The organism is Janthinobacterium sp. BJB304 (assembly GCF_002735765.1).
In the GTDB taxonomy this organism is placed as follows: Bacteria; Pseudomonadota; Gammaproteobacteria; order Burkholderiales; family Burkholderiaceae_D; genus Janthinobacterium.
Map to the genome: position 1 here is coordinate 58,204 of NZ_PDZN01000015.1, position 21,972 is coordinate 80,175.

Annotated in this window: 25 protein-coding genes; 10 read left to right on the forward strand and 15 right to left on the reverse strand. The window is 62.0% G+C overall.

The annotated features are described in order from the left end of the window. Window positions 1–52: 52 nt before the first annotated feature. Window positions 53–520 (reverse strand): hypothetical protein, encoded by a 468-nt coding sequence (locus CSQ95_RS18140; RefSeq protein WP_099410526.1) that lies wholly within the window; start codon window positions 518–520, stop codon window positions 53–55. A 252-nt stretch (window positions 521–772) separates the two neighbouring features. Between CSQ95_RS18140 and CSQ95_RS29695 the strand changes: the two genes are divergently transcribed. Then, a complete protein-coding gene (locus CSQ95_RS29695) occupies window positions 773–943 on the forward strand; it encodes a hypothetical protein (RefSeq protein ID WP_180279094.1) in 171 nt (56 codons plus the stop codon). A gap of 14 nt (window positions 944–957) precedes the next feature. Here CSQ95_RS29695 and CSQ95_RS18145 read toward each other — a convergent pair whose 3' ends face one another. The 5 genes from CSQ95_RS18145 to CSQ95_RS18165 form a co-directional block, all read right to left on the reverse strand. Beyond that, window positions 958–1,383: a VanZ family protein gene (locus CSQ95_RS18145; protein ID WP_257218101.1), complete on the reverse strand. Its 426-nt coding sequence runs from the start codon at window positions 1,381–1,383 to the stop codon at window positions 958–960. Window positions 1,384–1,925: 542 nt separating this feature from the next. Next, window positions 1,926–2,690, reverse strand: coding sequence for an SDR family NAD(P)-dependent oxidoreductase (locus CSQ95_RS18150; protein ID WP_099410528.1), 765 nt, complete (start codon window positions 2,688–2,690; stop codon window positions 1,926–1,928). 87 nt (window positions 2,691–2,777) lie between these two features. Beyond that, window positions 2,778–3,299, reverse strand: coding sequence for a TPM domain-containing protein (locus CSQ95_RS18155; protein WP_099410529.1), 522 nt, complete (start codon window positions 3,297–3,299; stop codon window positions 2,778–2,780). Further along, window positions 3,299–4,129, reverse strand: a complete 831-nt coding sequence (locus tag CSQ95_RS18160; protein ID WP_099410530.1) for a YgcG family protein — start codon at window positions 4,127–4,129, stop codon at window positions 3,299–3,301. Before CSQ95_RS18160 ends, CSQ95_RS18155 begins: the two co-directional genes overlap by 1 nt. 1 nt (window position 4,130) lies before the next feature. Continuing rightward, complete coding sequence (locus CSQ95_RS18165) at window positions 4,131–4,745, reverse strand: LemA family protein (RefSeq protein ID WP_070313665.1); 615 nt, start codon at window positions 4,743–4,745, stop codon at window positions 4,131–4,133. Window positions 4,746–4,902: 157 nt separating this feature from the next. Here CSQ95_RS18165 and pyrF point away from each other — a divergent pair, with 157 nt between their 5' ends. Continuing rightward, window positions 4,903–5,727 (forward strand): orotidine-5'-phosphate decarboxylase, encoded by an 825-nt coding sequence (pyrF, locus tag CSQ95_RS18170; RefSeq protein WP_099410531.1) that lies wholly within the window; start codon window positions 4,903–4,905, stop codon window positions 5,725–5,727. Window positions 5,728–5,952: 225 nt separating this feature from the next. On the opposite strand, the gene sbcB is transcribed toward pyrF, so the two are convergent. Further along, a complete protein-coding gene (sbcB, locus tag CSQ95_RS18175; protein ID WP_099410532.1) occupies window positions 5,953–7,401 on the reverse strand; it encodes an exodeoxyribonuclease I in 1,449 nt (482 codons plus the stop codon). A gap of 158 nt (window positions 7,402–7,559) precedes the next feature. Between sbcB and CSQ95_RS18180 the strand changes: the two genes are divergently transcribed. Then, complete coding sequence (locus CSQ95_RS18180) at window positions 7,560–8,201, forward strand: DUF5610 domain-containing protein (protein ID WP_257218102.1); 642 nt, start codon at window positions 7,560–7,562, stop codon at window positions 8,199–8,201. Here CSQ95_RS18180 and CSQ95_RS18185 read toward each other — a convergent pair. From CSQ95_RS18185 to CSQ95_RS18205, 5 genes are all read right to left on the reverse strand, one after another. Further along, window positions 8,191–9,156, reverse strand: a complete 966-nt coding sequence (locus tag CSQ95_RS18185; protein ID WP_099410616.1) for a GGDEF domain-containing protein — start codon at window positions 9,154–9,156, stop codon at window positions 8,191–8,193. The genes CSQ95_RS18180 and CSQ95_RS18185 overlap by 11 nt on opposite strands. 261 nt (window positions 9,157–9,417) lie before the next feature. Beyond that, a complete protein-coding gene (locus CSQ95_RS18190) occupies window positions 9,418–9,795 on the reverse strand; it encodes an HPF/RaiA family ribosome-associated protein (RefSeq protein WP_070221366.1) in 378 nt (125 codons plus the stop codon). Between the two features lie 201 nt (window positions 9,796–9,996). Next, window positions 9,997–10,662, reverse strand: a complete 666-nt coding sequence (locus tag CSQ95_RS18195) for a DUF1345 domain-containing protein (RefSeq protein WP_070221367.1) — start codon at window positions 10,660–10,662, stop codon at window positions 9,997–9,999. A 38-nt stretch (window positions 10,663–10,700) separates the two neighbouring features. Beyond that, window positions 10,701–11,972 (reverse strand): MFS transporter, encoded by a 1,272-nt coding sequence (locus CSQ95_RS18200; protein ID WP_099410533.1) that lies wholly within the window; start codon window positions 11,970–11,972, stop codon window positions 10,701–10,703. Between the two features lie 78 nt (window positions 11,973–12,050). Beyond that, window positions 12,051–13,076: a CDP-6-deoxy-delta-3,4-glucoseen reductase gene (locus CSQ95_RS18205; RefSeq protein ID WP_099410534.1), complete on the reverse strand. Its 1,026-nt coding sequence runs from the start codon at window positions 13,074–13,076 to the stop codon at window positions 12,051–12,053. 12 nt (window positions 13,077–13,088) lie between these two features. Here CSQ95_RS18205 and CSQ95_RS18210 point away from each other — a divergent pair, with 12 nt between their 5' ends. The 4 genes from CSQ95_RS18210 (at window position 13,089) to CSQ95_RS18225 (ending at window position 15,307) form a co-directional block, all read left to right on the forward strand. Further along, the gene (locus tag CSQ95_RS18210) at window positions 13,089–14,006 is read left to right on the forward strand and encodes an SDR family oxidoreductase (RefSeq protein WP_099410535.1); all 918 of its coding nucleotides are present in this window, start codon (window positions 13,089–13,091) and stop codon (window positions 14,004–14,006) included. Between the two features lie 83 nt (window positions 14,007–14,089). After that, a complete protein-coding gene (locus CSQ95_RS18215; RefSeq protein ID WP_070221371.1) occupies window positions 14,090–14,350 on the forward strand; it encodes a hypothetical protein in 261 nt (86 codons plus the stop codon). Window positions 14,351–14,555: 205 nt separating this feature from the next. Next, on the forward strand, window positions 14,556–14,825 hold the full coding sequence (locus CSQ95_RS18220) for a hypothetical protein (RefSeq protein ID WP_099410536.1): 270 nt from the start codon (window positions 14,556–14,558) through the stop codon (window positions 14,823–14,825). A 242-nt stretch (window positions 14,826–15,067) separates the two neighbouring features. Beyond that, window positions 15,068–15,307, forward strand: a complete 240-nt coding sequence (locus tag CSQ95_RS18225) for a hypothetical protein (protein ID WP_029496207.1) — start codon at window positions 15,068–15,070, stop codon at window positions 15,305–15,307. An 87-nt stretch (window positions 15,308–15,394) separates the two neighbouring features. On the opposite strand, the gene CSQ95_RS18230 is transcribed toward CSQ95_RS18225, so the two are convergent. From CSQ95_RS18230 to CSQ95_RS18240, 3 genes are all read right to left on the reverse strand, one after another. Further along, a complete protein-coding gene (locus tag CSQ95_RS18230; protein WP_099410537.1) occupies window positions 15,395–16,108 on the reverse strand; it encodes a glycine-rich domain-containing protein-like in 714 nt (237 codons plus the stop codon). Between the two features lie 187 nt (window positions 16,109–16,295). Further along, window positions 16,296–18,143 (reverse strand): CHASE domain-containing protein, encoded by a 1,848-nt coding sequence (locus CSQ95_RS18235; protein ID WP_257218103.1) that lies wholly within the window; start codon window positions 18,141–18,143, stop codon window positions 16,296–16,298. A gap of 203 nt (window positions 18,144–18,346) precedes the next feature. Next, entirely contained in the window at window positions 18,347–20,113 is a 1,767-nt protein-coding gene (locus tag CSQ95_RS18240) for a glutamine--tRNA ligase/YqeY domain fusion protein (RefSeq protein ID WP_099410538.1), read from the reverse strand. A gap of 162 nt (window positions 20,114–20,275) precedes the next feature. Between CSQ95_RS18240 and CSQ95_RS18245 the strand changes: the two genes are divergently transcribed. The 3 genes from CSQ95_RS18245 (at window position 20,276) to CSQ95_RS18255 (ending at window position 21,963) form a co-directional block, all read left to right on the forward strand. Continuing rightward, a complete protein-coding gene (locus tag CSQ95_RS18245; RefSeq protein ID WP_010395442.1) occupies window positions 20,276–20,569 on the forward strand; it encodes a DnaJ domain-containing protein in 294 nt (97 codons plus the stop codon). A gap of 106 nt (window positions 20,570–20,675) precedes the next feature. Beyond that, a complete protein-coding gene (locus CSQ95_RS18250; RefSeq protein WP_070221376.1) occupies window positions 20,676–21,188 on the forward strand; it encodes a hypothetical protein in 513 nt (170 codons plus the stop codon). Continuing rightward, window positions 21,178–21,963, forward strand: coding sequence for a hypothetical protein (locus CSQ95_RS18255; RefSeq protein ID WP_099410539.1), 786 nt, complete (start codon window positions 21,178–21,180; stop codon window positions 21,961–21,963). Before CSQ95_RS18250 ends, CSQ95_RS18255 begins: the two co-directional genes overlap by 11 nt. The last annotated feature ends 9 nt before the right edge of the window (window positions 21,964–21,972 follow it).

Here is a 21,972-nt window from a genome sequence, read left to right on the forward strand (position 1 = left end):
GGAAAACCTCGGCAAGTGTCCCTCGGCGAGTGTGGGCCAGCCCCGGCGCATGTCAATAGCGCTGCATCACGCCTTTTTGCACGCTGACCCGCTCGCCGATCTGGAAGGCGGGCTGGGTATTTTGCACAAAGGTGCGCGTCGTGCCATCGTCCAGGCGCAAGGTGACGCGGTACAGCATATTGCCCGCCGCCCCCGAGGTGCTGCCGGCGGTGCCAGATGTGCCCGCCTGCATGTCGGCACTGCCTTGATCCATGCTGCGCGGCACGGTTTCTATCGATTGGACCGTGGCCGAGCTGATGTTCATGCTGGACTGGGCCGCCGTATTGCTGCTCATGCCGGTATCGGTGGCGGTGCTGGCCGTGCTGCTGGCCGGCATGCTGGTTTGCGGCGTCGTGCCGGCCGGTGCAGCATAGGTTTCGCCGCTATTGCTACGTGCCAGGCCGGTATTCTCCGTGGAATGGCAGGCCGCCAGCAAGGCGCATGTCAGGCCGGTCAGCAGCAGGGTTGTTTTCGATCTCATCTTGGTCTCCTCATGGTCGCACACTCAGGATCGGTACCCGCAGTGATTGCGGATAGCAGCGATTGCTGCATGTAAGAGCATGGCGGAACCAGGATGTTCGGTGGCCGGCATTGCCGATTGAGATAGATCAAGCGGCTAATTGCCGTGCTTGGTATAAAAGATGCTGGCAATTACCACTTCGTGCGGCTGCACGCTTCCTCACTGTTGAATCGGGAGAAAAAATGTCATCTGGCCCTACCGCAAAACTGATCGATGAGTTGGTGCTGGCCGTCGGCGGCACCGCGCGCGATGCCCGCGCGCGCCATGGGGGCTGGCAGCCGGCGCGAGGCGCGCGCCCTGATGCGCCGCCTGGGCACGCGCAGCGCGCGCAGCCAGGGGCAGTTACGGCTGGAATTGCTGGACAGCGAAGCGGACCGCGCCTGACGGGCGGCGCCGCGTCAGGCGTCGGGCAGCGGCGCGCCCTTGCCGAGGGCGGCGGCGACCATTTTCGGCCAGAGGAAAGACAGCGGCAGGCAGACCGCCGCGGCCGCCGTGATATCGACCACCCAGTCGCTGACGGCGCCATGGCGGTAAGGCAGGAAACTCTGGATGAATTCGTCCAGCGCGCCCATGGCCGCCACCATCAGCACCGACAGCAGCGCCCGGCGGGCCATGCCGCCGGCCGTGCCGCTGAACAAGATCAGGGCCAGTACGCCATAGCCGAAGGAGTGCAGCACGCCGCCCGATGCATATTGGCCCACGTCGGCGCGCACGCCGGGGATGTCGCCGATTAAAATCACCAGCACATACAACACCAGGGCCGTGCGGTAGCGCAGGCGTTCGTAGCGGTCGGCAAAACAAAGTTCGGGCAAGGGTACAGGCATGATGCGTCAGGATGGGTGGAAAGGCAGTCACAATATCATGGGCGTGGCGGGGCACCGTGTTTTTGCGCAAGAGCTTGCTGGTCAGGAAAAAAAAGGCCCGCGGGGGCGCGGGCCAAAAACCCAAATGAAATGGGTCAAGAGTTGAGAGTTGCTCGGTACTTACCCTGTCGCGCGCCTTGCCGGCGCCCGCCACGGTCATGAAAGGGGAGTGGTGTGCCATGGCGGCACACCTGTCTGTAGTCAGGCATATCGGTTGCCTGTACAGCAGATGAAGCAAGTATAGGGGTCGAAGATGACGGGCTGATGACACGCCGCAACATTTTTTTGCGGCAGGCGGAATGAGCGGGAAGATTGCGGGAAATGGCAAGAATGGCCATGTTGCAGCAGCGATGGCAAAAAAAAAGCCCGCTGGTGAAAGCGGGCTTAAAACTATTTTCTTGGAGGAGAATAGTGGAGACAAGTGCATTATGCTGCGTCGCACGATATGTGTCTAATGATCTTTTTAGATATGCATTATTCTTTTTTGATATAACTCGATTGCGTCACTCTTTCACGGCCACCGTGTAGTTGAGCGCCATGCGTCCGCCATCGACATAGATGGTCTGGCCCGTCATGTAGGTGGCGTCGTCGCTGGCCAGGAAGGCGGCGATGCCGGCCACTTCTTCCGGCTCGCCGCAGCGGCCCAGCGGCGTGCGCGACAAAATCGTGTGGCGCGCCTGCGGGCTCGACAGCACTGCCTGCTTGGCCAGTTCCGTCAGAATGGTGCCCGGCCCGATGCCGTTCACGCGCACGCCGTGCGGCGCCAGGTTCAGGGCCATGACCTTGGTCAGCTGGTTGATGGCGCCTTTCGACACCACATATGGCACCTGGTTCGGGATCGCCAGCTCCGCATTCACGCTGGACATATTGATGATGCAGCCGCTGTTGCGCTTGACCATCTCGCGCGCCACGGCCTGGCCGCACAGGAACATCGACTTCAGGTTGATGCGCATGACCCTGTCGAAATCGTCTTCGCACACGTCGAGGAAATCGGCCGCATGCGTGACGCCCGCATTGTTGACGAGGATATCGATGTGCCCGAACTGCGCCAAGGTTTCCTTCAGCATGGCATCAACGTCCGCTTTCTGGCTGACGTCGGCGCAAAAGAAGCGCGCCTGCGGGCCGAGGGCGGCCGCCGCCTGCGCGCCTTCGTCCTTGATGTCGACCAGCATCACTTGCGCCCCTTCGGCGATCAGGCGGGTGGCGCAGGCCAGGCCGATGCCTTGCGTGGCGCCCGTGACGATGGCGGTTTTATTGACTAATTTCATGTGTGCTCCTCGGCGGGGTATGGGGGCCGCGCTGCCAGGAACACCAGCCCGCGCGGCAATGGGCAGATTTTAATCCCTGGGCAGGAATCAGAGGAGGATGGGTTCGTTCGGCAACTGGTTGCCGCGCGTCCCATTGGCGGGGAAGTGGCTTTGCAGCAAGGTATTCAGCTGCTGCAAGGCATCGAGCGTGCTGTCGTGGTAATTGCCCTCCTTGAACCCTTTGGTCATGGTGCGGCACACGGCTTGCCACTGCTCCGGCGTGACGCGCCGGCCCACGTTGCGGTCGGCCACGATATCGACCTGGTGTTCGGCCAGGTTGATATAGATCAGCACGCCAACATTGTCTTCCGTATCCCACACGCCATATTGGGCGAACAGTTCGCGCGCCCGCTCGCGGTTGCTCACGCCTTGATAGGCCATGCCCGGCGTCAGGGCCGCTTCGACGATCAGGCGCACTTCGGCCCGGTGCATCGTTTCACCGTCGGCAATCGCCGTTTCGATGGCTTTCAGGGTGCGCTCGGGAAAGGCCTGGCGCGCCGTCGCCGGCGTGCCCCGCAAATGTTTCAGGGCCCGTCCGCAGCGCTGTCCGAATGTCAGTTGTTTCGTCATTACCAATCTCCCGAGGCGCCGCCGCCGTCAAAACCGCCGCCGCCGCCACCGAAACCACCGCCGCCACCGCCACCGCCAAAACCACCGCCACCGCCGCCGAAGCCGCCACCGCGGTTGTTCAGCGCCTGGTTCAAGATGCTGCCCAGCACGACGCCCGTGGCGCCGCTGGACCAGTTGCTGCCGCGCTGCAGCCGGTTCGGCCCGCCGCGCGAGCGGAACACGGTCACGAGCACAAGAAAGCCGAAGAACAGCAGCGGCAGCCAGAAGGTCAGGCCGCCCGCTTCCACGGTCGCCGGGGCCTGTTTTTGCGCCGGTGCGGGGAATTGCTCCTGGTTCAGCAGGGTAGCGATGGCGCCAATGCCGGCCACCAGGCCGCCGTAATAGTCGTTTTGCTTGAAATGGGGGGCGATGACGTCTTGCAGGATGCGTTTCGATTGCGCATCGGTCAGCACGCCCTGCACGCCACGGCCCGCTTCGATGCGCAAACGGCGCAAGGACGATGGGTTGTCCTTCGCCACCATCAGCAGCACGCCGTCATCGACGCCCTTGCGGCCCAGCTTCCAGGCATCCGTCACGCGGATGCTGTATTGCTCGATGGCTTCCGGTTCCGTGCTCTTGACCAGCAGCACGGCGATCTGGCTGCCCGTCTTGGCTTCGTAGTCGGCCAGCACGCCTTCCAGTGCCGCTTTCTGCTTGTCATCGAGCATGCCGGCGTTGTCCGTCACGCGCGCCGCCAGCGGCGGCACGGGCTGCAAGCCCTGCGCGCTGGCGGGCAAGGCTGTCCACAGCAGCGCCGTCGCCAGCGCCGCCAGATAAGACCAGGCTTTCATCTTATTTGCCGAAGTTGACGGTCGGCGCGGTCGAAATGGCTTTTTCGTTTTCCACCGTGAACGAAGGCTTGACCTTGTAGCCGAAGACCATCGCCGTCAGGTTGTTCGGGAAGCTGCGAGCATGCACGTTGTAATCTTGCACGGCGGCGATGTAACGCTGGCGCGCCACGGTGATGCGGTTTTCCGTGCCTTCCAGCTGCGACTGCAAGTCGCGGAAGCTGGTGTCGGCTTTCAGATCAGGATATTTCTCGGACACCACCATCAGGCGCGACAGGGCCGACGACAGCTGGCCCTGCACCTGCTGGAATTTTTCGAAGGCGGCCGGGTCGTTCAGCACTTCGGGCGTGATCTGGAAACTGGTGGCGGCGGCGCGCGCCTTGGTCACCGCTTCCAGGGTTTCGCGCTCGTGCGTGGCATAGCCCTTGACGGTGTTGACCAGGTTGGGGATCAGGTCGGCGCGGCGCTGGTACTGGTTGACTACTTCGCCCCAGGCGGCCTTGGTGGCTTCGTCCTTGCTCTGGAAGTCGTTGTAGCCGCAGCCCGTCAGGATGCCGGCCAGGACGGTGACGCTCAGGGCCAGGCGCAGCCATTTGGTGAATTGATTGGTGATTTGCATGATGGGTTCCGTGCAGAGTAAAGGAGGTGGGGCAAATATACCTGAAACGGCCCGCCATGTCGGTTTAATAAGCGCCGGCCGCCGCCTCAGCCTGCCTTCCCTGGCCAGCGCCGCGTTACAATACGGGGTTTGCAACTGAATATAGAGAAGGTGTGCCGTGAATTTCATCAATAAATTATCCGCCGCATGGACGGCCAATAATTCCCTGCTGTGCGTGGGACTGGACCCCGACCTGGCGAAACTGCCGGCCGAACTGCGCGACTTGCCCGATGGAATCACCACCTTTTGCACGCGCATCATCGATGCCACGGCCGACCTGGCCTGCGCCTTCAAGCCGCAGATCGCCTATTTTGCCGCGCTGGGCGCGGAAAAGCAGCTGGAAGACATCTGCCGCTACGTGCGCGAAAATTACCCGCACATCCCCCTGATCCTCGACGCGAAACGGGGCGACATCGGCGCGACAGCCACGCAATACGCGCGCGAAGCGTTCGAACGCTACGGCGCTGACGCCGTCACCGTGAACCCCTACATGGGCGAGGATTCGCTCGATCCCTACCTGGCGTGGAAAGACCGCGGCGTGATCATCCTGTGCCGCACCTCGAACCCGGGCGGCTCGGACCTGCAATTCCTCGATACGGACGGCGTGCCCCTGTACCAGCGCGTGGCGCGCCTGGTGGCCGAGAAATGGAACAAGAATGGCCAGTGCGCGCTCGTCGTCGGCGCCACTTTCCCGGAAGAACTGGCGCAAGTGCGCGCCATCGTGGGCGACATGCCGCTGCTGGTGCCTGGCATCGGCGCCCAGGGCGGCGACATCGCCGCCACCGTCGGCGCGGGCCAGACGGCGAACGGCATGGGCATGATGATCAGCTCCTCGCGCGCCATCATCTACGCCACGCCGCAGGACGGCGAAGACTGGGCCGACGCGGCGCGCCGCGTGGCCATTGAAACGCGCGATGCGATCAATCAACACCGCGCAGCGTAGGTCGGATTAGCGGCGACGCCGCGTATCCGACACCACCACGCTCGGGCCAACAATGTTGTCGGATTACGCTCTACGAGCTAATCCGACCTACGGCCGTATTGGTGGTTCAATGAGTAGGTCGGATTAGCGGCGTAGCCGCGTAATCCGACAATATCGGTAACGTCAACAATGTTGTCGGATTAGCGGGGCCTTGCCCCGCTAATCCGACCTACCCGGCCTGGTCCTTCAGTCGCGCATGGGCGCCACCATCTCCGCGTAATCGTACAATTCGCCCAGAATCTCTTCTCCCCGCTCATCGACCGATTCCGACAGCACGTCGATTTCCGTAAACAGCATCTCGATGGTACGGGCGCCGCCGTCGCCGTCGAACAATCGGGCGGCGCGGTGCTGTTCCCAGCGCAGGCTTTCCGCCTCGCTCAGGGTTTGCGGGAAATTGCGTGCGCGGTAGCGGAACAGCAATTCCTGCAGGCGCTCGTCGGCAAACGAGGGGCGGGCCGTGGCCAGCTTGGCCGGCGTTTCGCGACGCAAGGATTCGAGCAGGCGGCGGTCGTCGTTGCTGACGAAACCGTTGTACAAATCCTCATCCACGTCCAGGGCCGTATTGGCGCCCGGGCGCTGGAACACTTCGGCCCAGATGGCATCCATGTTCGGCGCCGCGGCGGCCAGCTGGGCGTTGATCTTCGCCGCATCCACGTCGATGCCCCATTGCGCGGCCATGGCCGGCGACAAGGTCTTTAAATTGCCGACCAACATGGGCGACTTGTTCAAATGGACGCTTTTCACGGGCAGACGCGTCATCCCTTCGGGCATGGCTTCCTTGCGCGTGAACAAACGCGTGCGGATGGTGTCGGCGTCCAGCTCGAACAGTTCGCGCGGGTCGTAGGCGCAGTCCCAGACGAGGATTTCATTTTTATTGCTCGGGTGCGTGGCCAGCGGCCAGACGACGCCCAGGCAACCCCGTTCGGCGGGGAACATGCCCGACACGTGCAGGAAGGGCTGGCGCTCGCCGGCGGCCAGGTGCATGCCCATTTCGCTGGCGACCCTATCCTTCTTGTGCAGAGCCAGGCAGAATTCGAACAGTTTCGGCTGCTTTTCGCGGATCAATCGTGCCAGGGCGATGGTGGCGCGCACGTCGGACAGCGCATCATGCGCCGCTTCGTGCACGAGGCCATTGGCCTTGCTCAAGTGTTCCAGTCTAAAGCTGGTCTGGCCATCGTCGCGCTTCGGCCATTGAATACCTTCCGGGCGCAGCGCGTGCGTCATGCGCACCACGTCGAGGATGTCCCAGCGGCCGCAATGGTTTTTCCATTCGCGCGCGTACGGGTCGATCAGGTTGCGCCAGAACAGGAAGCGCGTGACTTCATCGTCGAAACGGATGGTGTTGTAGCCGACGCCGATGGTGCCCGGCTCCGAAAAGGCCGCTTCGATGGTGGCGGCGAACTGGTGTTCGGGCACGCCCAGCTGCAGACATTGCTGCGGCGTGATGCCCGTGATCAGGCACGATTGCGGATCGGGCAGGAAATCATTTGCAGGCTGGCAATACAACATGATCGGTTCGCCGATCTCGTTGAGTTCGGCATCCGTGCGGATCGCGGCGAACTGGGCCGGGCGGTCGCGGCGCGGCTGGGCGCCAAAGGTTTCGTAGTCGTGCCAAAGAAAGGTCTGGTTAGTCATTGATGGTCGTAACTTAATGTTGCTGAATGGGTTATCCGGGCCGCTAAAAACAAGCCGCCGCTTCAGTTTTCTGAAAACCTGCCGATACTACACGAGAGGATGGTCATCATCGCGTTTCCCGCATGGTGGCATACATTGTCCGTTCAAGGAGGTCTATCGTGTCAATTCCCATCGCCGCAGGCGGCAATTCCACCCCTTCCGTGACTTCCGTCAGTCCGGGCGTTGCCGGCAAGGACGATAAAGTCCAGCAAAAGGATGGCGTCAACGCTGAAATGAGCGTGAATGACCGCAGCAAGCTGCAATTGAACGCGTCCATCATGCAGGCGTCGCTGAACGTGTCCATCGGTTCCGAGAACGAACCGCTGGCGCTGCTGTACAAGACGGCCATCACCAACATCAATGAAGCGCTGAAAGGCCAGTACGGCGACGATGCGATCCAGAACGCGGCGTCGCAGGACAACAGCGCCGAAGCGACGGCGAGCCGCATCGTCTCGCTGTCGACGGGGTTTTTCGACGCGTTCAAGAAACAGAACCCCGACATGGACGACGATACGGCCCTGACCAAGTTCATGGACACCATCAGCGGCGGCATGGAAAAAGGTTTCAAGGAAGCGCGCGACATCCTGGGCGGCTTGAAAGTGCTGAACGGCGATATCGCCGGCAATATCGACAAGACGTATGAGCTGGTGCAGAAGGGCTATGCGGATTTCATCGCGGCGCACAGCAGCAAGAAGGATGATGCGGCCAAGCCGGATGCTGCCAAGCCGGCCGACAGCAAGGCTGCCTGGGCTACAGCATGACCCGGTTGCGGCCCGATGCTTTTGCCCGGTAAAGGGCAGCGTCGGCCGCCGCGATCAGCGCTTCGTCGTCCTGTTCGGCTGCCAGGCTGGCCACGCCGAAGGAACCCGTGATGTGCGGCAGCGCGCTGCGCATATCGGCGAAGATGACGGCTTGCTGCATGCGTTCGCACAAGCGTTCGGCGACCCGCAAGGCCACGTGTTCGCTGGTATCGGGCAAGATCACCATCATTTCCTCGCCACCATAGCGCACGGCAAAATCCGTGGGCCGCAGGGCCGCGCCCAGCACTTGTGCGGCAATGCGCAGCGCCTGGTCGCCCGCCTGGTGGCCGTGCGTGTCGTTGAAACGCTTGAAATGGTCGAGGTCTATCATCACCAGCGACATCGGCGAGCCGCTGGCGTGGGCCGTGACTATCATGGTCGGCAATAAATCGGTGAGCCAGGCGCGGTTGTACAAACCCGTCAGGCTGTCGACCATCGACATCTGGCGGTAGAACTCGCCCAGTTTCTGCCGGCGGCGCAGCAGGGCGTTGGCGGCGCGGATGCGGAAAGACAGCAGCCGCAGCAGGTTGCGCGCCAGGCCGTTCGATTGTTCGATCAATTCCCAGACGACGGCCGCGTCGATCACCAGCAAGTCAGTTTCTTCCAGGGCGGAAATGGCGGCCAGGTTGCTCGCTTCATCGAGCACCGATTGTTCGCCCACGCTTTCGCCGGGCAAGACCTTGCTGACGGTGCCGTCATCCATGCCCGTGTGGATGTCGGCGGCCACGGCCAGCGAACCGCGCAGGACGATATACAGGCTGGTGCCCTGTGTGTCGGCAATGGCTTCGCCCGCTTCGAGGCGCATGACGGGGCAGGGCGCCAGCATGGCGGCCGTCTGGCTATCCGCCCCATCGCGAAATAGCTGTAAATCGCCGATGTTGCAGCCTGAAGCGCCGAAGTTGCCGATCTGTTCCACAATCACACTTTCAAAAAGCCGGCGCGCGCGAGCAGGGGGCCGGTAGCTTCATGATAGCGTAAAGCGGCCTTGGCTGTAACGGCAAAGGCTTGCTTGGTGTCACTTTCTGTGGGAAATACGACAATTATTTCATTGCCGTGTTAATAAGTTGAAATGCTTGCTGTTCTACTATGGATGTTGTCGCGCAGGAAGGTGGCTCCAGATGTGCAAAGGCAGCCTTGAACGGCTGCCTCAGTCTCTGGAAATCCTGCAGGAGGGGAGTTACTCGGCGGTTTCTTCCGCTTCGGCCGTATCGATCACGGCATTCTTGCCGGTGGCGTGGCGCTTGCTGTCTTGCAGGCGGCCCAGGGCGCTATCGATGGCGCGTTTCAGTTTGTCGGTGGCGCCGGCAACGGATTGATGCACGGTGGCGTTCTGTTCGGTCACGGCAATCGGTTGATAGCCAGCAACGCGTGCTTCCATGACGCAGCGGATATCGTCGGCGCCGCCTTTCGGGCCATTCGTGTCGCTGATATGGACTTCGATGCGGGTCAGGTTGTCGCGGAAGCGGCTCAGTGCGCTTTCAAGTACGGATTGCACATGTTCGTTCAGTCCAGCGGTGTTGGCGATGGTGCTGTCGGTATGAATATTGATTTGCATATGCTTACTCCTGTCAATTCAAAAAAAACCCATCTCAGGCGTGCTGCGGCCTGGTTGCTGCCTCATGCACATGACGTCTGTGCATGGAACTTATCTTACTCCTCTTTCCAGTATTTCAAGAGGGTGCGCACGATTAAGATGAGCTTAACCCTACACCCAGGTCAAGTTTCCTCGCGGAATTTTTTCAAGCCGGCGCCAGCTTTATCCATTGATGAGGCCGGCCGCGATATTGATCGACAGCCCCAGCACGACCAGGTTGAAGAAAAAGCTCAGCACGGATTGCCCCAGCACGATCTGCCGCATCAGCCGCGTCTGTACGGAAACGTCCGACGTTTGCACGGCCACGGCGATGGTGAAGGCGAAATACAGAAAATCCCAGTAATCGGGGTTTTGCTCGTCGTCGGGAAATTTCAGGGGGCGTACTGCGGGGTCGGCCTGGTAATACAGGTGGGCATAGTGGAAGCAGAACAGGGTGCCGACGAGGAACCAGGAACCGACCAGTGTCAGGATCGTCAAGCCGTAATGCAGCGCGCGCTCGTCGGGCGCCATGTCTTTCATCGAAGACAGTTGCGAGACGATGGCCACCAGGCTCATCACGGATGCGACGGACAGGGCCGACAGGACCGTGGTGGCCCGCTCATCCTGGCGCGCCGCCATCACCTTGACCTTGTGATGGTTGGCGCGCATCATCATCCAGGCCATCGTCGCCAGGTAGAACCAGACGGCGACATTCCACGCCGTCAGCAAACGCGTCATCTGTTGCCAGGAAGAGGGCAACAGCAGGCCGACCGCCACGCCGATGGCCGTGGCCATGCTCAGGTGGGGGCGGCTGCGGATGAAGCCGTGCAAGGGAAGCGTGATTTTCATGGTGCAAGTTCGTCAGTGGCAATAGCGCATCTTAGCCTTTAGTTTGCGGTCGCGGTGGGCGTCCTGGCGGCCGCTTCCTTTTCGTGGTGGGGGAAGCGGTCCATGCGCGACAGCACGGGGAACAGCACGGCCCACACGCCCGTCACGGCCAGGGTGGCGGCCCCCCCGAAGAGCACGGCGCGTACCAGACCGAACCAGCCGGCCGTCAAGCCCGATTCGAATTCGCCCAGCTCGTTCGAGGCGCCGATGAAGACGGCGTTGACGGCGCTGACACGGCCGCGGATTTCGTCCGGCGTCTCGAACTGCACCAGCAGGTGGCGGATGTAGACGCTGACCATGTCGCCGGCGCCCATCAGGAACAGCGCCGCCAGGGCCAGCGGGAAATAGCTGGTGCTGCCCAGCACCAAGGTGCCCAGGCCGAAGACGGCCACGCCGCCGAACATCCAGGCGCCCACCCGGCGCGTGATGGGGAAGAAGGCCAGCGCGATCGAGCACAGGGCCGCGCCGGCGCCCGGCGCCGTGCGCAGCAAGCCCAGTCCGCTGGGGCCGATATGCAGCACGTCATGCGCGAGCGCCGGCAGCAGGGCCGTGGCGCCGCCGAACAGCACGGCGAACAGGTCGAGCGAAATGGCCCCCAGCACGATGGGTTTCGACCAGACGAAGCGCAAGCCTTCGAGCAAGGTGTGCCAGCTGGCGGGTTCGCGCTTGACCACTTGCGGCGCCGGCGTGGTGGCGCGCATCAGCAGCACGGACAGCACCAGCAAGGCCGACGAGATCAGATACACGACCTTGGGGCCGAAGTAATACAGCAAGTCGCCCAGAGTAGGCCCCAGGATGATGGCCACGTGCGAGCTCGACGAACTGAGTGCGAGGGCGCGGCTGAAGTGTTGCGTGGGCACCATGTTGACCAGCACGGCTTGCGTCGCCGGCATCATGAAGGCGCGCGCGCTGCCGAACAGCACCAGCACGGCGAACACGGGCCAGACGATGGAAATATTGCTTAACGTAAACGCCAGCAGGGCCAGCGCGCAGGCGAGCTGCGCCGTCAAGCACCAGGCGATGATGTTGCGGCGGTTGTAGCGGTCGGCCACGTGGCCGGCCGGCAAAATCAAGACGAGGAAGGGGGCGAACTGCGCCAGGCCGATCAGGCCCAGGTCGAACAGGCTGCCCGTGATCTGGTACACCTGCCAGCCGATGGCCACGCTTTGCATCTGCACGGCGACCGTGCCCAGCACGCGGGCGGACAGGTAACAGGCGAAATTGCGGTGACGCAGGATACTGAAGCCGTTGCCGGCGGAAGCGAGAGACATGACATTTCCAGGGAACAGCGGGGTGGGGCGGGTGACGGCAGCGGATGCAGCGCCAGCAGCACCCCGCTGTCTGGATGCTTATTTGGCCAGGTCGGCTTCCGTGGTGAAAGCGTCGGCGTAGAACTCGTCGGCTGGCAGCCGGCACAATTGCACGAAATCGCGGTTGGCCGATTCGACGACGATGGGCGCGCCGCAGGCATACACCTGATACGCGGACATGTCGGGCAAGTCGGCGATGACGGCCTGGTGCACGAAGCCCGTGCGGCCGCCCCAGGCGTCTTCCGGCAAGGCTTCCGACACGACGGGCACATAGGTGAACTGCGGCAAGTCGGCGGCCCACTGGCGGCACAGCGCATCCATGTACAGGTCGTGCGGACGGCGACCTCCCCAGTACAGGGTGATTGGGCGCGGGGATTGCTCGTTGATCATGTGCTCGACGATGGCTTTCAGCGGGGCAAAGCCCGTGCCCGAGGCCAGCAGCACGACGGGCTTGTCGGAATCTTCGCGCAGGAAGAAGGTGCCCATCGGGCCTTCGAAGCGCAGGATGTCGCGCTCCTTCATCGTGCCGAACACCTGGTCGGTGAACAGGCCGCCCGGCAGGTGGCGGATGTGCAGGGTCACGGGACCGCCTTCGGCGGGCGCGCTGGCCATGCTGTAGCTGCGGCGTTTGTTGTCACGCAACATGATTTCGATATACTGTCCGGCGCGGTAGTTGAGGCGCTCGCTGGCCGGCAACTGCAGGGTCAGCACGACGACGTCGGGGGCGACCTTCTCGATGGTGGTCACGCGCGACGGCATTTTCTTGATCGGGTAGTCGCTGCTGCCCGCCACTTCGCGCGCTTCGATGATGAGGTCGGCTTCCGTGGTGGCGCAGCAGAACAGGGAAAAGCCGGCAGCTTCCTCTTCCGGCGTCAGGGCGCGTTGCTGGTGCGCCTTGTGCTGGACGGTGCCGGCAAGCACTTTGCCCTTGCAGGAACCGCAGGCGCCATTTTTACAGCCATACGGTAAGCCCACGCCGGCGCGTATCGCCGCCGCCAGCACGGTTTCGTCCGCTTCACAGCTGAACTGGTGGCCGCTGGGCTGAACAGTAACTTGAAAAGTCATACAATCCTTGAGATGAAAAATATGTTAAAGCACTCTTTGCGCAAGCCCTCAGGCTTGCCGCGCCTGCTGATCCTCGGCTGCGGCGACGTCGGCATGCGGTTGCTGCCCCTGCTGCGCGCGCGCTTTCGCGTCTTTGCCGTCACCAGTCAGCCGGTGCGCCGCGCGCAGCTGCGGGCAGCCGGCGCCGTGCCCATCGTGGCCAATCTCGACGACCGCGCCAGCTTGAAACGGCTGGCGGGACTGGCGACGATGATCGTGCACCTGGCGCCGCCCTTGTCGTCGGGTTTGCTGGACCGGCGCACGCGCAATCTGGCCGCCATTTTACCCGAGCATGCACGCATGGTGTATGTGAGTACCAGCGGCGTGTATGGCGATTGCGGCGGCGCCTGGGTCGATGAAACGCGGGCTGTGGCGCCCGCCAATGCGCGGGCGAAGCGGCGCGTGGACGCCGAACAGGTCTTGCGTGGCTGGGGCGCGCGCCGCGGCGCCACGGTGGCCATCCTGCGCGTGCCCGGCATTTATGCGGATGACCGCCTGCCTTTGAAACGCTTGCGCGAAGGCACGCCGGCCCTGGCCGCGGATGACGACGTGTACACCAACCATATCCATGCCGATGACCTGGCGCGCATCATCGAACGGGCCTTGTGGCGGGGCAAGCCGGGACGCGTGTATCACGCCAGCGATGACAGCGAACTCAAAATGGCCGAGTATTTCGATGCCGTGGCCGATACGTTTGGGCTGCCGCGCCCGCCGCGCCTGCCCCGTGCCGAGCTGCGGCAAGTGGTCACGCCGATGCTGCTGTCGTTCATGTCCGAATCGCGCCGCCTGCACAATACGCGCATCAAGCGCGAGCTGGGCGTGCGCCTGCGCTACGCGCGCGTGGCCGATGCCTTGCAGGCGCTGGCAGCCGGCGGGGGCCGCATCGGGTAAAATGGCCGGTTATCTGCGCACTTTGCTGGGCCGGCGCGCAGCGCGCCGTTCCCGCGTTGCGCCACTCACTTAAGGAAGACAGCATGAGCACCCTCACTTACGAAGCATACCTGGACGAGGTCACCACCGTCCTGACGGAATTGTACGACCTCGACGACGACGCCGCCATCAAGCTGGTCGTGGCGGCGCAGGACGCCGAATTTTTTGTCCCGCACGATGCGCATGAGGAAATGCGTACCGTGGAGCAAGCCAAGAAAGATGCGGTCGCCCTGTTCGAGCGCAAGCAGAACCGTCAGCAAACGCAGGAAAAACAACAACAGCGCGTGCGCCAGCAAAAGAAATAAAAATGGTGTGCTGTGCCTCTGGCCGTCAGGTCGCGGGGCAGCACGGGCTGCGGCGCAACGCCGGGACCGTGCCATTTGATGCAGCGCAAACGTGTCATGGCGCGCTGGCGATATGGTGAGCAATGTCGTCACGCGTCCGGGCTCTTGTGGCGGGCTCGGCATCTACAATTAGCGCGACGCTGTTTTCCGTCAGCAGGAGCGAGCAATGCGAGCTACGAGTCACCCCAGCAAGGAGCAGGTCCGCGCGTATATGCGCCGGCGCGAACGTGCGCTGCAGCCGCCGCCGCCGCCCGATGAAATTCGCCGGCAACTGGCCTGGTGCCGCATCGACGATTTTTCATGCAACTGCCTTTCCGTCACCCCGGCCGGCGTGGCCGCGCAAGGCTGGCAGCTATCCGCGGAAATGACCCGCCTGGGCGCCCTCATGGCGATTGCCTGGCTCATGCGCAGCGGCGTTCCTCATTGTAAAAATTGATGACTTGCAGCAAATTTTTCCGATTTGGGTTATCCTCTAGCACATTCCAAGTGCGTCAATTCTCTTCAATTATCACAATTTTGCTTTAAGTTACGCAAAAATCAACAATAGCGTGTATTATATTGTTTGTGGCGTAAAAGCCGCATAAGTGATGGCGCTTTTTAGTGTGTTTACCCTGAATTATAGCGAAAGAGGCATTCGGCTTCTTTTTGCTCTAATACAACAAGTACGGATTTTTGATCATGTCTCTCAAACAAATTACTTCTTTGCCTACCTACAACCCGAATCGCGTCCTCGATGCGATCATCGACAAGCTGCAACTGAAAAACGATGCCGCCTTGTCGCGAGCTCTGGAAGTGGCGCCACCTGTTATCAGCAAGATTCGTCACAACACCTTGCCGATCGGCGCCACGATCCTCATCCGCATGCATGAAATCAGCGATTTCAGCATTCGTGAACTGCGCGAGTTGATGGCTGCCTAAGAGCGCCTGACAGACGGCAAACTGAGAGGTGCCGTCTGGGTAAGTCAGGCTTGCCGCGTGCGGCAGCCACATCTGTTTTCCGCCGTTCTATTGCGGGTCGCGGTTCAGTACCGGACGATCGACATAGAAGCGCCCCATTTCCAGGCCAGTCGAAGACGATTTGACCACCGCTGCGGCCAGAGAGGCAGGCGCGCTGGAAAACGCGGTGCTGGCCGCGCCCGTCGCGCGGCCCGAATACGCCGTCGCCTGCACGGCCGCACTGGAAAACGCCGTCTGCACGGCCCGGCCCGAGTAAGCTGTGGCCTGTACCGCGGCACTGGAAAATGCTGTTTGTACCGCGCGTCCCGAATACGCTGCCTGTACCGCACGTCCCGAATACGCCGCCTGTACGGCGCGCCCCGAATACGCCGTTTCTGCGCGGATGTAATCTTCCCCGAACGTTTGCTCATACAACTGCTTCATGCGCTCGCCCACGCGATGGTGCGCCGCTTCGTCGTCTTCACCGCGCAAGCCGATGTACGGAAAGTGATGGAGGAAGTAACCGAACACCTGCTCGCAGTCCGCCGCATATTTCAGGGTGTCGAGGATGTGGTAGTGCCAGAAGGTATCGACATCCATCAGTGGCGCCGTTTCTTCTTCCGGAAACTGTTTCATCAGGATCAGGAAGCGGCGGTATTCGAATTCCACCGCATTTGCCTTTTCCAGGCTCCATCCTTCGCCTGACTCCCGGTGCATCAGCTTGACCTTGATCGCGTCCAAATTCAAATCGGCAATTGCCTTGAAACTGTCGTTCGTATCCATGAATGTCCTTTTGTAAAGAGCGTTGTGGGAAATACGGTGAAACAAGGGAAGGCGGCGGGTGTGTACTCCTGGCAAGTAGTCGAGGAATGCCTGCCCATGGCGGGCGGGCGCTGAGTTGTTCAACATCAATATTGCATCTAATTACGAAATATGCAAGCTGAGCTTGCTTCATGCGGGCGGGCGCCGATCAGCTGCTGGCCCGGCTTTCTTCCTGGTAGGGAAACGCGGTAGCGTCCGCGCCCAGCGGTACGCTGACGTGTACGCTCATGCCGGCGCCGGGGCTGCTTTCGATGTAGAAAGTGCCGCCCAGCAACTTGATGCGTTCCTCGATGCCCACCAGGCCAAACGAGCCCAGCTTGTTGCGCCCGTCGATGGCCGCGCCCACGCCGTTGTCGCTGATGCTCATCGATACCGTATCGCGGCACTTCTCCAGCTTGACCTGCACGCGGCTGGCATTCGCATGCTGGGAAATATTGCTGAGCGACTCTTGCAGGATACGGAACAGGGCCGTCGCGCACTGGTCGCTGAGGCAAATGTCGCCATGGCTTTCATGCACTTCGCAGGCGATGCCCGTGCGCTGGCGAAATTGCGCCACCTGCCATTCGACGGCCGCATTCACGCCCAGGTCCAGCACGGTAGGGCGCAAGTCGTTGATGATCTGCCGCACGCTTTTGATGGTGGCGTCGATCTGCTCCAGGGTCGAGCGGGCGCGCGCGTTCAGGCGCGGGTGGCGGCGCTGCGTGCGCGAGGCCAACATGTCGGCGTCGATGCGCAGCACCAGCAGGTTTTGTCCCAGGTCGTCGTGGATTTCGCGCGCGATGCGCTTGCGCTCTTCTTCCTTGATCTGGTCGGCGTGGGCCGCCAGCCGGCGCAGTTTCTGGTGCGACAGCTGCAGGCGGATCTGGCTGGCGCGCAATTCCTCCGTCATGCCCGTCGCCATCTGGATGGCGCGCCGGCGCGACGACGCCAGCGTGTGGAACAGCATGTACAGCAGCATGGCGCTGGCAAAGCCGATCAGCAGGGCCAGCCATGGCAAAAAGACATCGAAGCGCGTATACAGGTCGCTCTTGCGCACGCTGAACAGCGCTTGCCAGACGCGGCCATTGTGTTCGATCAGCATCGTGCTGCTCAGGTAGCGGCCCGAACTGCCGGGCAGCCACCACGGCGCATGCATGCCCGCCGTCGTGCTGTCGAAGATGGGACGCATGTCGTGCGGCAAGTTCAGTGCTTCGCGCGCCTGGGGGCCGATATCGAACAGGGTCAGGCGCACGTTACGCACCGGCATGTCGGCCAGCGCGCTGCGCATCATCGTCACCAGGTCGTAGCCGATGCCGACGGATCCCTGGTAAGCGGCGCGCCGCTGCTCCACCGTATCGACCGGCATGCCGTAGCGGTATACGGGCAGGCGCATGGCCATGCCCGTCAATTGGGGCCGGCCTTCCATCGGCACGGGCACGCCGGAATTGCTGATCTGCACGGAGTCGCGCGACTGCGCCAGCATTTCCGCGATCAGGGGGCGCGCGGCGATGTCATTGCCATACTTTTCCGGGGCGCTGGCAATCGGCTCAATGTACACCAGTACGGAATAACGGGCGCGCGGGGCGGGCGGATGGATGGCAAATGCCGGATAGCCGTCGCGCCCGGGCGGATAGTCGCGCTGCATGGCCGCTTCGAAGGCGCTGCGCTGCGCGTCGTCGAGTTCCTGGCTGTAATTGAGATTCATCACCCCCGGGTAGTTCTGTTGCAGGGCGATGTTTGCCACGTAGCGGTGGAATTGCTCCCGGCTCACGTGTTCGTTGGCGTGGAACAGGCTGGCCGTGCCGCGCAGCAGGTTGGCATACGACTTGACGCGCGATTCGATGTTTTTCCGCGTATTGCGGGCCAGATTGTCGAACAGGTCGCTGGCGTCGTTTTCGATCGACAGCGAGGCAGCCATGTAGAACAGCAAGCCCACCACTATCGACATCACGAAGCCGAGCAGCCAGAGCGGTTTTTTTTCAGCAGATAAGGGGTGTTCGCTGGCAGTAGAAGACATCGCCATCCGCATCAGGAAGAGGAATCGGGGGCCGCCTGGGCGACTGTGTTATACAAGCGCTATTGAAATTGCAAATTGCTCAATAGCTGCCTAATATACAAAATTATCGTGAATGTAGTCAACAGGCAATATTCTGGGGTGACATATGTTATTGAAACGAAAAAAAACCGCCGCAGCGGTTTTTTTGTGGGTCGTCCGGCGCCTTATTTTGCGGGCTGCCAGCTGTCTTTCAGGGTGACGATGCGGTTGAAGACGGGCTTGCCAGGCTGGCTGTCGACCCGGTCGGCCGCGAAGTAGCCGTGGCGCTCGAACTGGAAGCGCTGTTCCGGCTGGGCCCGTTCCGCGCCCGGTTCCAGCCACGCCTGCACCACTTCCTTGGCCAGCGGGTTCAAGGCCAGCTTGAAGTCCTTGCCGCCCGCGTCCGGCTGCGGGTCCGTAAACAGGCGGTCGTACAGGCGTACTTCGGCGGGAATCGCCGTCGGCGCGCTGACCCAGTGCATATTGCCCTTGACCTTGTAGTTGGCGCTGCCTTCCGTGCCAGACTTGCTGTCCGGGAAATAGTTGCAATGCACGGCGATGACCTTGCCGTCCGCATCCTTGTCAAAGCCCGTGCACTCGATCACATAGCCGTAGCGCAGGCGAACCTTGCTGCCCGGCTTGTCGTCGATGGGCGGATACAGGCGGAAATAGCCCTTGTTCGGCACTTCCATGAAGTCGTCTTCCTCGATCCACAGCTCGCGCGAGATGGGGAAGGTGCGCAAGCCCCGTTCCGGGAAGTGCGGGTGCACGGGCGCCGTGCATTCCACGCTGTCGTTTTCCGGGAAGTTGTCGATAATCAACTTCAAGGGGCGCAGCACGGCCACCGTGCGCGGTGCCTTCGGGTCCAGGTCTTCGCGCAAACAGCCTTCGAGCACGCTGTAGTCGATCCAGCCGTCGGATTTCGTCACGCCCGTGCGTTCGCACATCAATTGAATCGCTTCCGGCGTGTAGCCGCGGCGGCGCATGCCCACCAGGGTCGGCATGCGGGGGTCGTCCCAGCCGTCGACGATTTTTTCTTCCACCAGCTGGCGCAGCTTGCGCTTGCTGGTGACGATGTAGGTCAGGTTCAGGCGCGAGAACTCGAACTGGCGCGGCACCGGTTGCTGGAAGAAGCCGCCGGCGGCCAGGGTTTCCAGCAGCCAGTCGTAGAACGGGCGGTGGTCCTGGAATTCCAGCGTGCAGATCGAATGCGTGATGTTTTCCAGCGCGTCCGAGATCGGGTGCGTGTAATCGTACATCGGATAGATGCACCAGGCGTCGCCCGTGCGGTGGTGGTGCGCGTGGCGGATGCGGTAGATGGCCGGGTCGCGCAAGTTCATGTTCGGCGAACTCATGGCATCTTCGCTCATCTTCGCGCGCAGGATGTGCTCGCCATCCTTGAACTGGCCCGCCTTCATGGCACGGAACAGGGCCAGCGATTCGTCGCGCGGACGGTCGCGGAACGGCGAATTCTTGCCGGCCTGGCCGAAATTGCCCCGGTTGGCGGCCATGTCTTCGGCGCTCTGGCTGTCTACGTAGGCAAAGCCGGCCGTGATCAGGTATTCGGCCATTGCGTACAGCTGGTCGAAATAGTCGCTCGCGTAGTGCAGGTGGCTCTGGCCATCGGCAGTCTTCGGTTCCCAGTCAAAGCCCAGCCATTTCACGCTGTCCATGATGGTGTCGACGTATTCCTGCTCTTCCTTGGCCGGATTGGTGTCGTCGAAGCGCAGGTTGCACTGGCCGGCGTAGTCGCGCGCCAGGCCGAAGTTGACGCAGATCGACTTGGCGTGGCCCACGTGCAGATAGCCGTTCGGCTCCGGCGGGAAACGCGTGATCACCTGGGGCAGGCCGGGACGCACGTGCGCGCCGGCAGCCAGGTCGGCTTCGATGATGTTACGCAAGAAATTGGGCGCCAGCGCTGGCGCGGCGGTATTCGGTTTATCGTTGCTCATTGATCAATGCGGAAGAGTGACAGTAAAAAGCATTTTACCGTACCGCAAGCGCTTTATAAGCACGTATTTGGCCCCATATCCCAGCATGCAAGCGACGCGGGCGCCGTTCTATAGGATAATTCGCCTTTAATTAGCAAACAAAACGTGACCCCGGAGCCATTTATGGAAAATTTGTATAACGTCCTCGGTGTCGCGCCCAATGCCAGCGACGATGAAATCAAGAAGGTTTACCGTTCGCTGGCCATGCGCTTCCACCCCGACCGCAACCAGGCCCCCGGCGCCGAGGCGCGCTTCAAGAGCGTCACCAAGGCGTATGAAATCCTGGCCGACCCGGCCAAGCGCGCCGAATACGACCAGAGCGTCAACCACCGCATCATCATCGATCCGGAAGCGGAAGCCTATGCCCTGTGGTGCGGCGTGTTCCGCCTCCACGGCACGGTACTGCCGGCCGACTAAGCACGCTGGCGGCTGTTCGGTACAGTCCGGATGATTTAAAAAACAACAAACAATGGTGCTTTTGCCTTTATGTAAAAGTACCAAGCATCACATTGGAAAGCACAGCATGAGAAGAGTACACCCTGAATTCGCGTACCAGTCGCGCGAGCTGGAAGGCCAGATCGACGGCATCCTCGGCGACCCGCCGAACCGCAAGAACTATAAAAGCATGGTCGACGCGCTGGTGAGCGAGTACGCGAGCGGCGGCGGCATCGAAGACGTGAACATGCTGGCCTTCGCGCTGGTCGACCACATCACCTTCAGCGACCCGAAGGGCTTGCTGGCCGAAAGCGAAGACTACGAGTTCGGCGACCCGGCCCGCGTGTTTTCCATGGCGACGTGCGCCGCGCCGGAAGCGGCGAAGATGTACGCCGCCATCGAAGAGAGCTTCCCCGACCTGGCGCGCCAGGCCATCATCACGGCCTTCCTGCACAAGAATCCGCGCCTGTGGGACGACGACGACCAGTCGCTCGACCAGCTGGCTGCCAATGACGACGGCGACGACGAGCACGATGAAGACGAAGCCACCGACGATTTCGCCCAGATGTTTGACCAGGATGGAGACGACCATGGCCGATAATGAACAAAAAAGCAACCTGCCCGCGCTGACGAAGCAGGTCACGGAACTGGTGCTATCCGGTTCGCTGGGCCACGCCGAGCAGGCGTTTGCGGACGCGGCCGACCAGTACGGCGACCTGGCCGTGGTGGAAGTGCTGAGCGCCATCCCGCCGCAAGTGACGGCCCTGCACCTGGCCGGCTTCGACGGCGGCAAGATGTCGCTGGCCACCTTGCTGGTGCCGCCGAAAGCCTGGGCCGACAGCCTGGCCTTCATCGCCGCCACCTGGAGCGATGACCAGATCGAGGATGATCCGGAACGCATCGCCGAAGCGCTGTTCGCGCACATCCACGGCGTGGTGTTTTCCACCGACGACGCCGAGCGCCGCCGCGAGCTGCTGCTCGAAGCATCCGCCACCGACTGGGGCGCCACGGCGTTCGCCATTTTGTTCTCGATGGCGCCGAAGGAAATCCTCGAAGTGGCGGGAGAGATCGTCATCAAGGGACCGTACGTGACGGGCGTGACTTCGTCCGACAATGACATCGTGCCGCTGGCCATCGAACTGGCGCAAGCGAATGAAGACGGCTGGGACCGCTCGCTGTTCGAACTGTTCCCCGACTTCCGCCACAGCGCCGACCTGGCCGACGCGGAATACTCGGACGACCCGGATGAAGAACCGACCATGTTGCAGCGCAGTACCAAGGAATTGCTGTACCGTCTGCGCAAGCAAGTGCCGAGCACGCGCAGCGCGCCGCGTTCCAGCACGCGCCGCAGCCTGGGCACCGGCATTTTCTCGTAATGAAAGCAG